The sequence below is a fragment of the Phyllobacterium sp. SL163 genome (genome assembly GCF_049896885.1).
GTDB lineage: Bacteria > Pseudomonadota > Alphaproteobacteria > Rhizobiales > Rhizobiaceae > Phyllobacterium > Phyllobacterium calauticae.
This window is the reverse complement of the sequence record NZ_JAFCVE010000018.1, coordinates 1-11,628: the sequence shown is the minus strand read 5'-3', so window position 1 is coordinate 11,628 and position 11,628 is coordinate 1. Positions and strand designations below refer to the sequence as shown.

At 60.1% G+C, this 11,628-nt stretch carries 12 protein-coding genes, 1 tRNA gene and 1 pseudogene; 10 read left to right on the top strand and 4 right to left on the bottom strand.

The window, feature by feature from the left end:
* The first annotated feature begins 37 nt into the window (after positions 1-37).
* Both ACP7B1_RS24500 and ACP7B1_RS24495 read left to right on the top strand, forming a co-directional pair.
* Positions 38-114: transfer RNA gene (locus tag ACP7B1_RS24500), tRNA-Met, on the top strand.
* 253 nt (positions 115-367) lie between these two features.
* Positions 368-745: pseudogene (locus tag ACP7B1_RS24495) on the top strand (DUF4180 domain-containing protein).
* Here the strand turns inward: ACP7B1_RS24495 and ACP7B1_RS24490 are convergent.
* On the bottom strand, positions 742-1,770 hold the full coding sequence (locus ACP7B1_RS24490) for a LacI family DNA-binding transcriptional regulator (protein ID WP_346305352.1): 1,029 nt from the start codon (positions 1,768-1,770) through the stop codon (positions 742-744). The pseudogene ACP7B1_RS24495 and the gene ACP7B1_RS24490 overlap by 4 nt on opposite strands.
* A 54-nt stretch (positions 1,771-1,824) precedes the next feature.
* Positions 1,825-2,151, bottom strand: a complete 327-nt coding sequence (locus ACP7B1_RS24485; RefSeq protein WP_346305351.1) for a hypothetical protein — start codon at positions 2,149-2,151, stop codon at positions 1,825-1,827.
* Between the two features lie 311 nt (positions 2,152-2,462).
* On the opposite strand from ACP7B1_RS24485, the gene ACP7B1_RS24480 reads away from it, so the two are divergent.
* The 6 genes from ACP7B1_RS24480 to ACP7B1_RS24455 all read left to right on the top strand — a co-directional run bounded on the left by ACP7B1_RS24480 (position 2,463) and on the right by ACP7B1_RS24455 (position 7,283).
* Positions 2,463-3,266: a transporter substrate-binding domain-containing protein gene (locus ACP7B1_RS24480; RefSeq protein ID WP_223616119.1), complete on the top strand. Its 804-nt coding sequence runs from the start codon at positions 2,463-2,465 to the stop codon at positions 3,264-3,266.
* Between the two features lie 64 nt (positions 3,267-3,330).
* Positions 3,331-4,035, top strand: coding sequence for an amino acid ABC transporter permease (locus tag ACP7B1_RS24475; RefSeq protein WP_346305349.1), 705 nt, complete (start codon positions 3,331-3,333; stop codon positions 4,033-4,035).
* Positions 4,032-4,691 carry an amino acid ABC transporter permease gene (locus tag ACP7B1_RS24470; protein WP_223616117.1) on the top strand — a complete coding sequence of 220 codons (660 nt, stop codon included), beginning with the start codon at positions 4,032-4,034 and terminating at the stop codon, positions 4,689-4,691. Before ACP7B1_RS24475 ends, ACP7B1_RS24470 begins: the two co-directional genes overlap by 4 nt.
* Positions 4,672-5,403, top strand: a complete 732-nt coding sequence (locus ACP7B1_RS24465; RefSeq protein WP_403185129.1) for an amino acid ABC transporter ATP-binding protein — start codon at positions 4,672-4,674, stop codon at positions 5,401-5,403. The genes ACP7B1_RS24470 and ACP7B1_RS24465 overlap by 20 nt, the downstream gene beginning before the upstream one ends.
* 27 nt (positions 5,404-5,430) lie before the next feature.
* On the top strand, positions 5,431-6,366 hold the full coding sequence (locus ACP7B1_RS24460) for a 2-hydroxyacid dehydrogenase (protein ID WP_346304971.1): 936 nt from the start codon (positions 5,431-5,433) through the stop codon (positions 6,364-6,366).
* Positions 6,367-6,398: 32 nt separating this feature from the next.
* On the top strand, positions 6,399-7,283 hold the full coding sequence (locus tag ACP7B1_RS24455) for an NAD(P)-dependent oxidoreductase (protein WP_346304970.1): 885 nt from the start codon (positions 6,399-6,401) through the stop codon (positions 7,281-7,283).
* Between the two features lie 2 nt (positions 7,284-7,285).
* Here the strand turns inward: ACP7B1_RS24455 and ACP7B1_RS24450 are convergent, their stop codons facing one another.
* Entirely contained in the window at positions 7,286-7,786 is a 501-nt protein-coding gene (locus tag ACP7B1_RS24450; RefSeq protein WP_346304969.1) for a gluconokinase, read from the bottom strand.
* Positions 7,783-8,550, bottom strand: coding sequence for an SDR family oxidoreductase (locus ACP7B1_RS24445; RefSeq protein WP_346304968.1), 768 nt, complete (start codon positions 8,548-8,550; stop codon positions 7,783-7,785). The genes ACP7B1_RS24450 and ACP7B1_RS24445 overlap by 4 nt, the downstream gene beginning before the upstream one ends.
* Positions 8,551-8,717: 167 nt before the next feature.
* Between ACP7B1_RS24445 and ACP7B1_RS24440 the strand changes: the two genes are divergently transcribed.
* Both ACP7B1_RS24440 and ACP7B1_RS24435 read left to right on the top strand, forming a co-directional pair.
* The gene (locus ACP7B1_RS24440) at positions 8,718-9,752 is read left to right on the top strand and encodes an L-idonate 5-dehydrogenase (RefSeq protein WP_346304967.1); all 1,035 of its coding nucleotides are present in this window, start codon (positions 8,718-8,720) and stop codon (positions 9,750-9,752) included.
* A gap of 204 nt (positions 9,753-9,956) precedes the next feature.
* Positions 9,957-11,390 carry an aldehyde dehydrogenase family protein gene (locus ACP7B1_RS24435; RefSeq protein ID WP_346304966.1) on the top strand — a complete coding sequence of 478 codons (1,434 nt, stop codon included), beginning with the start codon at positions 9,957-9,959 and terminating at the stop codon, positions 11,388-11,390.
* The last annotated feature ends 238 nt before the right edge of the window (positions 11,391-11,628 follow it).

Here is an 11,628-nt window from a genome sequence, read left to right as displayed (position 1 = left end):
CGAGGACAGACAAAACGGCAATCGCCGGATATGGTGGCGCGGGGTGGAGCAGCCCGGTAGCTCGTCAGGCTCATAACCTGAAGGTCACAGGTTCAAATCCTGTCCCCGCAACCAACAAACATACAAATCCAGCTTCTCCCAAAACACAAACACAACCCCGCCAAAAGCGGGGCGTCCGTCGTTTAAGGCGGCGCGAACATACCAGCGCACGAAGTCCATGTGCAGCAATAAATTCGTCGGCTTATAACACTCCAAAAAGTTTGAAACGTTTATTCCGCTCAACCCGAATAATCATTGTACCGGTTTGCTGCGGCGCCATTCTGGCGATGTCATCGTGCATGCTTGCAGCCAAAGGAATTTTCGACAGATGAGCGACGATGTAATCGAGATGCATGGTCTGCGCGTTCTTCTGTTCGCCGCGGAGGGTGACAAACTTGCCGCTGCGCGAGATGCCAATACGTTCCTCACCGAGACTTGGGCGCAGGACGCAACGCTCGCCGTGATTCCAGTTTCACGGCTTGGCGATGATTTTCTCGACCTCAAGACCCGAATCGCCGGGGAAGTTATCCAGAAATTCGTCAACTAGCAGATTCGCCTGGCCATTCTCGGCGATATTTCCGCATGGGCGGACACAAGCAAGCCATTGCGCGACTTTGTCTATGAGACGAATCGCGGGCGCAGCCTGTGGTTTATCCGCGATCTGGCAGAACTAGAGCAAAGGCTGGCAATTCACGCAGCCGGTTAACGCGGTTTTCCCGCGGGTGCCGTTGTGCCGCGCGTCACCAGCTCGAACCCGATATTGACCGCCGCCGCCGGTGCATATTCCCGGGCGGCGCTGCGATCGAGAACCTGCAGCAGCAGTTCGCCGGTCCTGCGACCGATCTGTTCGGCATCGATGCGAATCGTTGTGATTGCCGGAACACATTGCCGGGCAATATCGAAATCGCCAAAGCCCATCAGCGAGAGATCGCCAGGCACTTTGATGCCGCGCCGGTGACATTCCATCAGTGCGCCGACGGCGGAAATGTCGGAAACGGCGAAGACGGCTTCCACGTCCGGGGCCTGTTCCAGCAATATGCCGAGTGTAAGGGCGCCATGATCGTAGGAAACCGGGGCTTGGCCGGCACGAATCACCAGTTCATCGCTGAGACCGGCCTCGCGCAGCACCGATGTGAAACCTGCGAGCCGTGATTCGCCGCGCAAATCTTTTGCGTCGCTGTCCATCCTGGATCCAAGCGCGCCGATTCGCCGGTGCCCCAATGCCAGGAGATGCAGTGCGGCTGCCCGTCCGACTTCATAATTGGAAAAGCCGACCGCATGGTCGATCGGATGTTCCGGCGTATCCCAGATTTCGACGATCGGAATACCGGCCCGCAGCATCATTTCATTGGCCGCCTTGGTGTGGGTGGTTCCCGCGACCACAATCGCATCGGGCCGCCGGGCGAGCATGGCGCGGATGATTCGCTCTTCCTCCTCCAGCCGGTACATGGTGTAACCAATGAGGAGCTGATAGTCGGCCGGCCGCATGGCCTCGGCAAGACCCTGCGCGGTATCGGCGAAATTGGAATTGGTCAGGGTCGGCAGAATCGCCGTGATAAAGTTGGTGCGCCGGGAGGAAAGGCTGCCCGCCACCCGGTCCGGCACGTAGCTCAGCTGCTCGATGGCCTTCATCACCCGGTTGCGCGTTGATTCGGAAACGAGATCAGGGTCCGCCAGCACCCGCGAGACGGTCATCTTCGACACGCCGGCGAGGCGGGAGACGTCGTGCATGGTGGCTTTGGGCGAAGATGGCGGCACGGTTCGGTCCTGTCTGTTCCGAATCAGTTACTTCGGGGCGATCCTGTTGTAAACCACGTGGTAGAAACGGCCATCGAACATGCGCATCATTTCATCGGTGATGGCCCGGCCTTCGAGGCGCACCGGGGAGGCAAGTGCTTCCTTCACGGCATCCATCGAGGGGTAGTCAACCTCCTGGACCATGGCGATATCAGGCGAATCAGGGTCCGAATCAACCATGCGCATGACGCGCACCGCCTGGGCATTCGGCATGCGCTTCCAGACGGGCAGCAATCGCTCTTCCACCATCTGAAAGAAGGCGTCTTCCTGGCCTTTATGGATCGTTCCTTCGAAAATGGCCGACCGGGTGAACATGGATCCTCCTTGCGCGTTGAGAGCGTGGCATTTTCGCCTTGCCACTTGTAATGATACCGATAACATGCTTGATTGGAAAAACAAGCAGCAAAATTGACAAGCCGTCAGGGAATGCTGCCGATTGGTTTGAATAGGCTGCGGCTTGATGCTTCTGGACGAAATACTGTCGAAGAATCATAGCGCAGTATCGCGGAATCAATAGACTGAATGGAAATGTTATCGAGAACAATTGATACACACTGAGACTGGCGGGTGATGCTCGGGAGGCATCGCCGGAATCATGGACAACACGACAAGTGGAGGAGACAAGAATGGGTATTTCAAAATCATTGCGTGTGATGGTCGCGGCCGTCGGCCTTGCCGCTGCAGGGCTGTTTTCGGCAGTCGATGCCAATGCGGTCACGCTGAACGACATCACGTCGCGCGGCACCGTCCGAATCGGCGTGCTCACCGGCGCGCCGCCGATGGGCATGGTCGACGAGAAGGGCAACCCGACCGGCTATGACGTTGATGTCGCCAACCTGATTGCCGGTTATCTCGGCGTGAAGGCAGAACTTGTGCCGCTGACGCCGCCATCGCGTATCCCGGCGCTGCAGACCGGCAAGGTCGATTTCCTCATTGCGACGCTTGCGCCAACGGGCGAGCGTGCCAAGACGGTGATGTTCACCCAGCCCTACAGCGCTTTCAACATGGTGATCGTTTCCGGCAAGGACCAGAAATTTGCGGCCCTCTCTGAACTCGGCGGCAAGCGCGTCGCGGTCAATCGCGGTTCGTCACAGGAAGCCGCCCTGCGCAAAGTCGCCGTGCCGGGGCTCGAGCTCGTGGTCTACGAGGATGATTCGACCACGGCCCAGGCGCTGATCGCCGGACAGGTCGATGCCGTCGCGCTGCCATCGACGGTGGCCGACGCCGTGTTGAAGCAGCTGCCCGATGCCGGTCTGCAGGTTGGTTTCACCTTCTTCCGCCAGGGCAACTCCATGGCAACGGCGCTGCAGGATTTCGAGATGCGCCAGTGGCTCAACACGGCGATTTATCTGATGAAGAACTCCGGCGAGCTTGATGCCATTTCGGTCAAGTGGACCGGACAGCCCATGCCGCAGCTGCCATCCTTCTGATCTGCCGCTCAATCGGTTCACCGGGCAAGGTCTGCCCGGTGCCATTTTCCAATGGAGACCGGAGATGTCCTACACCTTCCAGTTTGGCGTCATCGCCCAATACCAGAATGAAATTCTGGCCGGCATCTGGATGACGATCAAGCTTTCCGTGGCGTCGATCATCCTTGGTTGTGCCGCCGGCATTGTCCTTGCGTCGATACGCTCGATGAAACCGGGCATCGGCCGCATTCTCGTCGATGCCTATGTCGAGATCATCCGCAACACGCCGTTTCTCGTGCAGCTCTTCATTGTCTATTTCGGCCTGCCGGGGCTCGGTTTCCGGGTCAGCGCGGTGACGGCTGCCCTGATCGGCATGACGATCAATCTCGCCGCCTATTCCACCGAGATCATCCGCGCCGGCATCGAATCCATTCACAAATCGCAGATCGAGGCGGGCGAGGCACTGGGCTTCACGCGGCTGCAGATTTACCGCCATGTCATCATCATGCCGGCCATAGCCAAGGTCTATCCGGCGCTGTGCAGCCAGTTTGTCCTGATGATGCTGGCATCGTCGGTGTGCTCGGCGATTTCGACGAAGGAACTTGCGGCATCGGCCGCCTTCATCGAATCGCAGAGTTTCCGTTCCTTCGAAGTCTATATCGTCGTCACGCTCATCTATCTTGCGCTGGCGCTCGCCCTGCGCGGTGTGCTGGCCGTTATCGGACTGTGGTTGTTCGGCCGCCGCGTGGCACGGCGAACCGCGGTCGCTCTTCCGGAGGTGCAGGCATGATTCTCCGGACCTTCGGTTTCAGCGAATTCGGCTTTCTTGTCTCGGCGCTGCTGTGGACGGTTGTCCTGACCATCATCGCGCTCAGCGGCGGCGGTATTGTCGGCTTCGTCATCGCGCTTGCCCGCACCTCCACGCACAAATGGCTGCGGATCGCGGCCGCGACCTATATCCAGATCATCCAGGGCATCCCGGTGCTGATGATCCTGTTCCTGTCCTATTACGGGCTGAGCCTCGCCGGACTGCAGCTGCCGCCTCTCGTGGCAGCGGGCGCTTCGATGACGATCTACGCGTCGGGCTATCTCGCCGAGATCTGGCGCGGCTGCATCCAGTCCGTACCCAAGCCGCAGTGGGAGGCGTCCGAATCGCTCGCCATGACGCGCGTGCAGCAATATCGCTATGTGATCCTGCCGCAGGCGCTGCGCATCTCATTGCCGTCAACCGTCGGCTTTGCCGTGCAGGTGGTCAAGAACACGTCGATTACCTCGATCATCGGTTTTGTCGAACTCGCCCGTGCGGGCCAACTCATCAACAATGCGACGTTCCAGCCCTTCCGCGTGTTTCTTGCGGTCGCGGCGCTGTACTTCGTCGTCTGTTATCCGCTGTCCCAGCTGTCGCGTTGGCTGGAAAGGAGACTCCATGCCAGAAGTCATCGTTGAAAATGTTCATAAAAGCTTCGGCTCGGTCGAGGTGCTCAAAGGTGTCTCGCTGACCGTCGAGCGCGGCGAGGTGATCGCGCTGATCGGCCGGTCGGGTTCCGGCAAGAGCACGCTTTTGCGTTGCATCAACGGTCTGGAAAAGATCAATTCCGGTCGCATCGAGATTGCCGGCCACACGGTGAGCAGCGATCCCAGGCAACTGCGGGAACTGCGCCGGGATGTCGGCATCGTCTTCCAGAGCTACAATCTTTTCCCGCATCTGAGTGTCGGCGACAACATCATGCTGGCGCCGAAGATCGTCAAGAATGTCGCCAGGGCACAGAGCCGCGAAACCGCGGAAAAGGTGCTGAAGCTGGTTGGTCTTTCGGAAAAATTCGATGCCTATCCGGATGAGCTGTCCGGCGGCCAGCAGCAGCGCGTCGCCATTGCCCGCTCCCTCGCCATGCAGCCGAAAGTGATGCTGTTCGACGAGGTGACGTCTGCGCTCGATCCGGAACTGACCGAGGAAGTGCTCAACGTCATGGAACAGCTGGCACGGGACGGCATGACGATGATCCTGGTGACCCATGAGATGGCTTTTGCCCGCCGGGTCGCGACCAGAACCATTTTCATGCACCAGGGCAGGATCTGGGAGGAAGGGCCATCGAAACAGCTCTTCAGCGATCCCAAGACGCCGGAGCTGCGCCAGTTCGTCAAAGCCGATGTCAAGTAAATCCATCCATTAGGGAATCCCATGATCATGCCGATCGATATTCTGCAGCTATGCCCGCTGATGCCCGCACTCGAAGCGGATCTTGCCAGGCACTATACCGTGCATCGTTGGTTTGAGATGACGGACCAGCCGGGCTTCCTGAAATCCCATGCGGATCGAATCCGCGGCGTGGTGACGGGCGGGCATATCGGCATTCCGACCGAGCTTGCGGCGCAATTGCCCAAGCTGGAGATCGTTTCGATCAATGGTGTCGGTTACGACAAGATCGACCTGAACGCGGCGCGCCAGCGCGGCTATCGTGTCGCCAACACACCGGATGTTCTGACCGCCGACGTGGCCGACCTTGCGCTTGGGTTGATCATCAATCTGGCGAGGCAGCTTGTTCTGGCCGACAATCATGTTCGTGCAGGCAACTGGCCAAAGGGCGAGCTCGGCCTCGGGCACCGCGTGACCGGCCGGCGCTACGGCATTTTCGGACTTGGCCGCATCGGCCAGGCCATCGCCAAACGCCTTGTCGCCTTTGACGGGCAGATTTCCTATTCGGGGCGCCGCAAGCTCGATGTTCCCTATGCATTTTACCCGACGCTCGCGGAGCTTGCAGCCAATTGCGATGTGCTGATCATTGCGGCGGCCGCTTCGGCCGAGACAAAACATGTGGTCAATGCCGATGTGCTGAAAGCTCTTGGGCCCAAAGGCAGCCTGATCAATATCGCCCGCGGTTCGCTTGTCGATGAAACCGCTCTCGTTGCAGCCTTGCAGCATGGTACCATTGCGGGAGCCGGGCTCGATGTGTTCGCGGACGAGCCGCGTGTGCCGGAGGCGCTGTTCGCCATGAAGAATGTCGTGCTTTCGCCGCATGTGGCCAGTGCCACCCACGAGACACGCCGGGCAATGGCCGATCTTGTGCTTGCCAATCTGGAAGCGCAATTTGCCGGCAAGCCGCTGCCGGCGGCGGTTGTTTGACAGATATCGCGATAGACGGGGGAAGAGCCGCCATGGCCGATGCATCCACGATTGCTGTTATTGGCGCGGGGCTCATGGGCGCCGCGATTGCCACACGGCTCATCGAGACCGGCCATCGGGTCACGGTGTTTGACGTCGACGCGCAGAAGGTGGCGGCACTTGTGGCCAAAGGCGCCGTGGCGGCACTTTCGGTTGCCGCGGCCACGGCGCAAAGCCGGTTCGTCATTCTGAGCCTCAACCATGCCGATATTGTCCGTACGGTTGTGTTCGGCGCGGATGGCGTGGCTGCGGCCGCCGGCGCGGGCAGGCTGCTGATCGACATGTCGTCGATTGATCCAAAGGAAACTGCTGACATGGCGGCAATGCTGGCGGAATCAACGGGAATGAAATGGCTGGATTGCCCGTTGTCCGGCGGTGTTCCCGGCGCGCTTGCCGGGCGATTGACCGTGATGGCTGGCGGCGATGCCGCCGATTTCGAGCGCGGCCGAATCGTCATGCAGCATCTGTGCGCCAATTATACGCTGATGGGGCCGAGCGGGGCGGGGCAGACGACGAAACTGATCAACCAGCTGTTTTGCGCCGTGGCGTTCCAGGCGGTTGCCGAGGCGGTGAAGCTGGCGGAAGCGGGCGGCGTTGATCCGGCGCTGATACCGCAGGCCCTGGCGGGCGGGCGGGCCGACAACCGGATCATGCAGGAATTCATGGCGAAGTTTGCCGCGCGCGACTACACGCCGACCGGGCGCATCGACAACATGCTCAAGGATCTCGATTCGCTGCAGGCCTTTGCGTTGAAGACGAAGACGCCGTTGCCGATGACCGGTCAGGTCGTTGAAATTCACCGGCTGCTGTGTGCAGCCGGTCTAGGGGCGCGCGATTCAGCCGAGATGATGCGGCTTCTCGATGGGTTTTCCAGCTAGAATCACAGTTCCTGCGCTCTCAGCCATGCCACACTGGCCTCGACGATCTGCATGATCGGATGCGCGACATCCTGCGTGAACACGAGTGGTTCACCCATTGGCGATTCCAGCGTCGCCAATTGGCTGTCGAGCATCGACAGCGGCATGAAATGCCCGGTGCGCTTGCCCATGTGATCGCGCAAGACGGCCAGGCTGCCGTCGAGAAAGACAAAGGCGAGGGTCCCGCCCGCTTCCCGGCGCAGCCGGTCGCGGTACATCTTCTTCAATGCGGAGCAGGACACGACCACGCCTTTTTCCGCCTTGGCGAGTTCCGCGCCGATCTTGTCGAGCCAAGGCCAGCGATCCTCGTCGGTCAGCGGGATACCCGCCGACATTTTCTTCACATTGCTTTCTGGATGCAGCCCGTCGCCTTCGATGAACGGCAGGGACAGTGCCGCCGCGATGCCCTCTCCAACTGAAGATTTGCCGGAGCCGCTCACGCCCATGACGATCAGCCTGATCATAGGGAAGCCGTGATGCCGCCATCGACATGGATGACCTGGCCGTTGACGAAGGACGATGCATCGCTGGCCAGAAACACCGCAGCACCGACCAGTTCCTCGACATTGCCCCATCGTCCCGCCGGGGTGCGCTTTTCCAGCCAGCCGGAGAATTCCGGATTGTCGATCAGCGCCTGATTGAGCGGCGTCTTGAAATAGCCGGGTGCGATGGCGTTGACCTGCAGGCCGTATTTGGCCCAGTCCGTGCACATGCCGCGTGTCAGGTTGCGGACGGCGCCCTTGGTTGCGGTGTACGGCGCGATGGAAGGCCGCGCCAGTTCGCTTTGCACGGAGGCGATATTGATGATTTTTCCGCGTCCACGCTTGATCATGTGCTTTGCCACGCTCTGTCCGGCATAAAAGACACTGGAAATATTGGTCTGCAGCAGCAGCTGCCACTTGTCTTCGGGAAAGTCCTCAAGCGGCGTGCGGAACTGCATTCCGGCATTGTTGAACAGAATATCGATCGCGCCAATATTTGTCTCGATCGTGTCGACGCCGGCTTTTACGCTTTCCAGGCTGGTCACGTCGAACGCGGCCGCATGGGCTTTATGCCCCGCCGCCCTGAGTTCGGCAACGGCGGCATCGACCTTTGCCGCATCGCGGCCATTGATGATGATTTCCGCGCCGTGTTCAGCCAATCCCTTGGCCAGGGCAAAGCCGATTCCCTGGCTTGATCCCGTAACGAGGGCGCGTTTACCCTCCAGGCTGAACAATGGATAGGCCATTCTTTGTTTCCTCCGGTTCTGCGGAATTCCGATTGCAGGATGTCATCGCTTCCTTCTCCGCTTGACATAAATGTTATCGATAACATATGCAAGTATTCCGGTGTTATCGCGCTGAAATTGATCCCAGCCATTGCGGCTGGCGGCTTGAAGCGCAAGGGGAGGAACGTATGAAGGCTGTTGTCATCCACGCGGCAAAGGACTTGCGCATAGAGGAACGCGATCCCGGCATTCCCGAAGCCGGGCAAGTGGATATTGCCGTTGAGGCCGGCGGCATATGCGGCTCGGACCTGCACTATTATAATCATGGCGGTTTCGGCACGATCCGGCTGCGCGAACCGATGATCCTCGGCCACGAGATTGCCGGAACCATCAGGGCATTGGGGGCGGGGGTCAGTGGTCTTGCCGTCGGTGACCGGGTGGCGGTATCGCCTAGCCGTCCCTGCAACCATTGCGGTTATTGCCTGCAAGGGCTGCAGAATCATTGTCTCAACATGCGTTTTTACGGCAGCGCCATGCCCATGCCGCATATCCAGGGCGCATTCCGCCAGCGGCTGATCGCCGAGGCCTGGCAATGCCACCGGGTGGCGGATGGCGTTTCGATCAACGAGGCGGCCTTTGCCGAACCCTTTGCGGTGACGCTGCATGCGGTCAAGCGTGCCGGTTCATTGCTTGGTAAGCGCGTCCTTATTACCGGCTGCGGCCCCATCGGGGCGCTGACCATTCTGGCGGCGCGGGCGCATGACGCCCGGGAGATTGTCGCGACCGATGTCATGGATGCGGTGCTGGTCAAGGCCCGGGAGATCGGGGCGGACCGGACCATCAATGTCGCCGAGCATCCGGAACAACTGGCAGCCTATTCCGCTAACAAGGGCTCGTTCGATGTGATGTTCGAGGCATCGGGCAATGAACGGGCGCTGCGCGCCGGGCTCGACGTCCTGCGCCCGCGCGGCATTCTCATGCAGCTCGGCCTTGGTGGGGACATTGCCATTCCGCAGAACCTGATCGTCTCCAAGGAAATCGATCTGCGCGGCTCCTTCCGCTTCCACGAGGAGTTCGGCCTGGCGGTTGATCTGATCGGCCGGAAAATTGTCGATGTGAAGCCGCTGCTCACCGGCATCTTCAGCCTTGACGAGGCGGTACAGGCCTTTGAGGCCGCGGGCGATCGCAGCCGTTCGATGAAGGTGCAGCTCGCCTTTGCCTGACATTCGTGCCGGGAATGCGCCAAATGTCCATTGAAACCGCTTTTCCCTATGTTAAGGTCCGGCGCCGCTTCCCCTTTGACCGAGCGTTGATGCTTTCGGGCCTATCGCCGGGGGATTGTTCGGCATAAGCGTTTCGGGAGAAGGCCGGTCGACGGCTGCAGCGTGACGGCCCTTGTGCCGTCATCAGGAAGGACAGAACATATCATGACAATGCACCAGAACCTGATCGACGGCGCGTGGATCGGTGGCGATGCGATCGCCAACATCAACCCCTCCAACACCAATGACGTCGTCGGTGAATATGCGCGGGCGACGGCCGAAGACACGCTGAACGCCATAGCCGCAGCAAAGGCGGCGTTCCCGGCCTGGTCGCGCTCCGGCATTCTTGAGCGTCACGCCATCCTGCGCAAGACCGCCGATGAGATCACCGCCCGCAAGGACGAGATTGGCCGGCTGTTGTCACGCGAGGAAGGCAAGACCCTGGCCGAAGGCATCGGCGAGACAGTGCGCGCCGCCCAGATTTTTGATTTCTTCGCCGGGGAAGTCCTGCGCCTGGCCGGCGAGGTTCTCCCCAGTGCCCGCCCGAACATCGGCGTGGAAGTCACCCGGGAAGCCGTGGGTGTCGTCGGCATCATCACGCCGTGGAATTTCCCCATCGCCATCCCCGCCTGGAAGATTGCGCCGGCATTGGCCTATGGCAATACGGTGGTTTTCAAGCCTGCGGATCTGGTTCCCGGCTGTTCCTGGGCCATCGTCGATATATTGCACCGCGCCGGCCTGCCCAAGGGCGTGCTCAACCTCGTCATGGGCAAGGGTTCGGTTGTCGGCCAGACCATTCTGGACAGTGCCGATGTCAATGCCATCACCTTCACCGGTTCCGTGGGGACGGGCAAGCGCGTTGCTGCCGCCTCCATCGAACATATGCGCAAGTTCCAGCTGGAGATGGGCGGCAAGAACCCGTTTGTCGTGCTTGATGATGCGGATCTGACTGTCGCCGTGGAAGCCGCCGTCAACAGCGCCTTCTTCTCCACCGGCCAGCGCTGCACCGCGTCCTCGCGCATCATTGTCACCGAGGGCATCCACGACCGGTTCGTTGCGGCGGCAACCGAACGCCTGAAGAGTGTCGTTGTCGATGACGCCCTGAAAGCCGGAACCCATATCGGGCCGGTGGTCGATCAGAGCCAGCTGAAGCAGGACGAGGACTATATCGCCATCGGCAAGACCGAGGGCGCCAGGCTGGCCTTCGGCGGCGAGCGGCTGACCCGCGACAATCCCGGTTTCTACCTGCAGCCGGCACTGTTCACCGAAGCGACCAACCAGATGCGGATTTCCCGCGAGGAAATTTTTGGTCCGGTCGCCAGCGTGATCCGGGTCAAGGATTATGAGGAAGCGCTGCATACCGCGAACGATACGCCGTTCGGCCTGTCCTCGGGCATTGCGACGACGAGCCTGAAACATGCCACGCATTTCAAGCGCAATGCCGAAGCCGGCATGGTCATGGTCAACCTGCCCACGGCAGGCGTGGATTTCCACGTGCCGTTCGGCGGACGCAAGGGCTCGAGCTATGGCCCGCGCGAGCAGGGCAAATACGCTGCCGAATTCTATACGACCGTGAAGACGGCCTATACGCTGGCCTGACGGACGCTTTCTCTATTTTCATGACAGATCGGTTTTTGGCGGGCGGTGCGGTTGCACTGCCCGTTTTCATTGGCTTCTTGGTGTGGTGTCGGTTGAGTTATCCCCAGGGGTTGCTTGGTTGATTTGAGAAAGTTTTGTTTTGTGCGTTTTTTTGGAAAAGGCGTGTTGACAGTTTTGGTTGGTGGGGTCTATATACCGACACAACGAGGGCGGGGCGCCGCTGGCGGTTGCTGAATGC

What these genes read in the sequence shown, in the direction of transcription:
- ACP7B1_RS24440 (WP_346304967.1), top strand. Translation starts at nt 8,718, where the DNA reads ATGAAGGCTGTTGTCATCCACGCGGCAAAGGACTTGCGCATAGAGGAA.
- ACP7B1_RS24465 (WP_403185129.1), top strand. Translation starts at nt 4,672, where the DNA reads ATGCCAGAAGTCATCGTTGAAAATGTTCATAAAAGCTTCGGCTCGGTC.
- ACP7B1_RS24470 (WP_223616117.1), top strand. Translation starts at nt 4,032, where the DNA reads ATGATTCTCCGGACCTTCGGTTTCAGCGAATTCGGCTTTCTTGTCTCG.
- ACP7B1_RS24445 (WP_346304968.1), bottom strand. Translation starts at nt 8,550, where the DNA reads ATGGCCTATCCATTGTTCAGCCTGGAGGGTAAACGCGCCCTCGTTACG.
- ACP7B1_RS24475 (WP_346305349.1), top strand. Translation starts at nt 3,331, where the DNA reads ATGTCCTACACCTTCCAGTTTGGCGTCATCGCCCAATACCAGAATGAA.
- ACP7B1_RS24490 (WP_346305352.1), bottom strand. Translation starts at nt 1,770, where the DNA reads ATGCACGACGTCTCCCGCCTCGCCGGCGTGTCGAAGATGACCGTCTCG.
- ACP7B1_RS24435 (WP_346304966.1), top strand. Translation starts at nt 9,957, where the DNA reads ATGACAATGCACCAGAACCTGATCGACGGCGCGTGGATCGGTGGCGAT.
- ACP7B1_RS24460 (WP_346304971.1), top strand. Translation starts at nt 5,431, where the DNA reads ATGCCGATCGATATTCTGCAGCTATGCCCGCTGATGCCCGCACTCGAA.
- ACP7B1_RS24485 (WP_346305351.1), bottom strand. Translation starts at nt 2,151, where the DNA reads ATGTTCACCCGGTCGGCCATTTTCGAAGGAACGATCCATAAAGGCCAG.
- ACP7B1_RS24480 (WP_223616119.1), top strand. Translation starts at nt 2,463, where the DNA reads ATGGGTATTTCAAAATCATTGCGTGTGATGGTCGCGGCCGTCGGCCTT.
- ACP7B1_RS24450 (WP_346304969.1), bottom strand. Translation starts at nt 7,786, where the DNA reads ATGATCAGGCTGATCGTCATGGGCGTGAGCGGCTCCGGCAAATCTTCA.
- ACP7B1_RS24455 (WP_346304970.1), top strand. Translation starts at nt 6,399, where the DNA reads ATGGCCGATGCATCCACGATTGCTGTTATTGGCGCGGGGCTCATGGGC.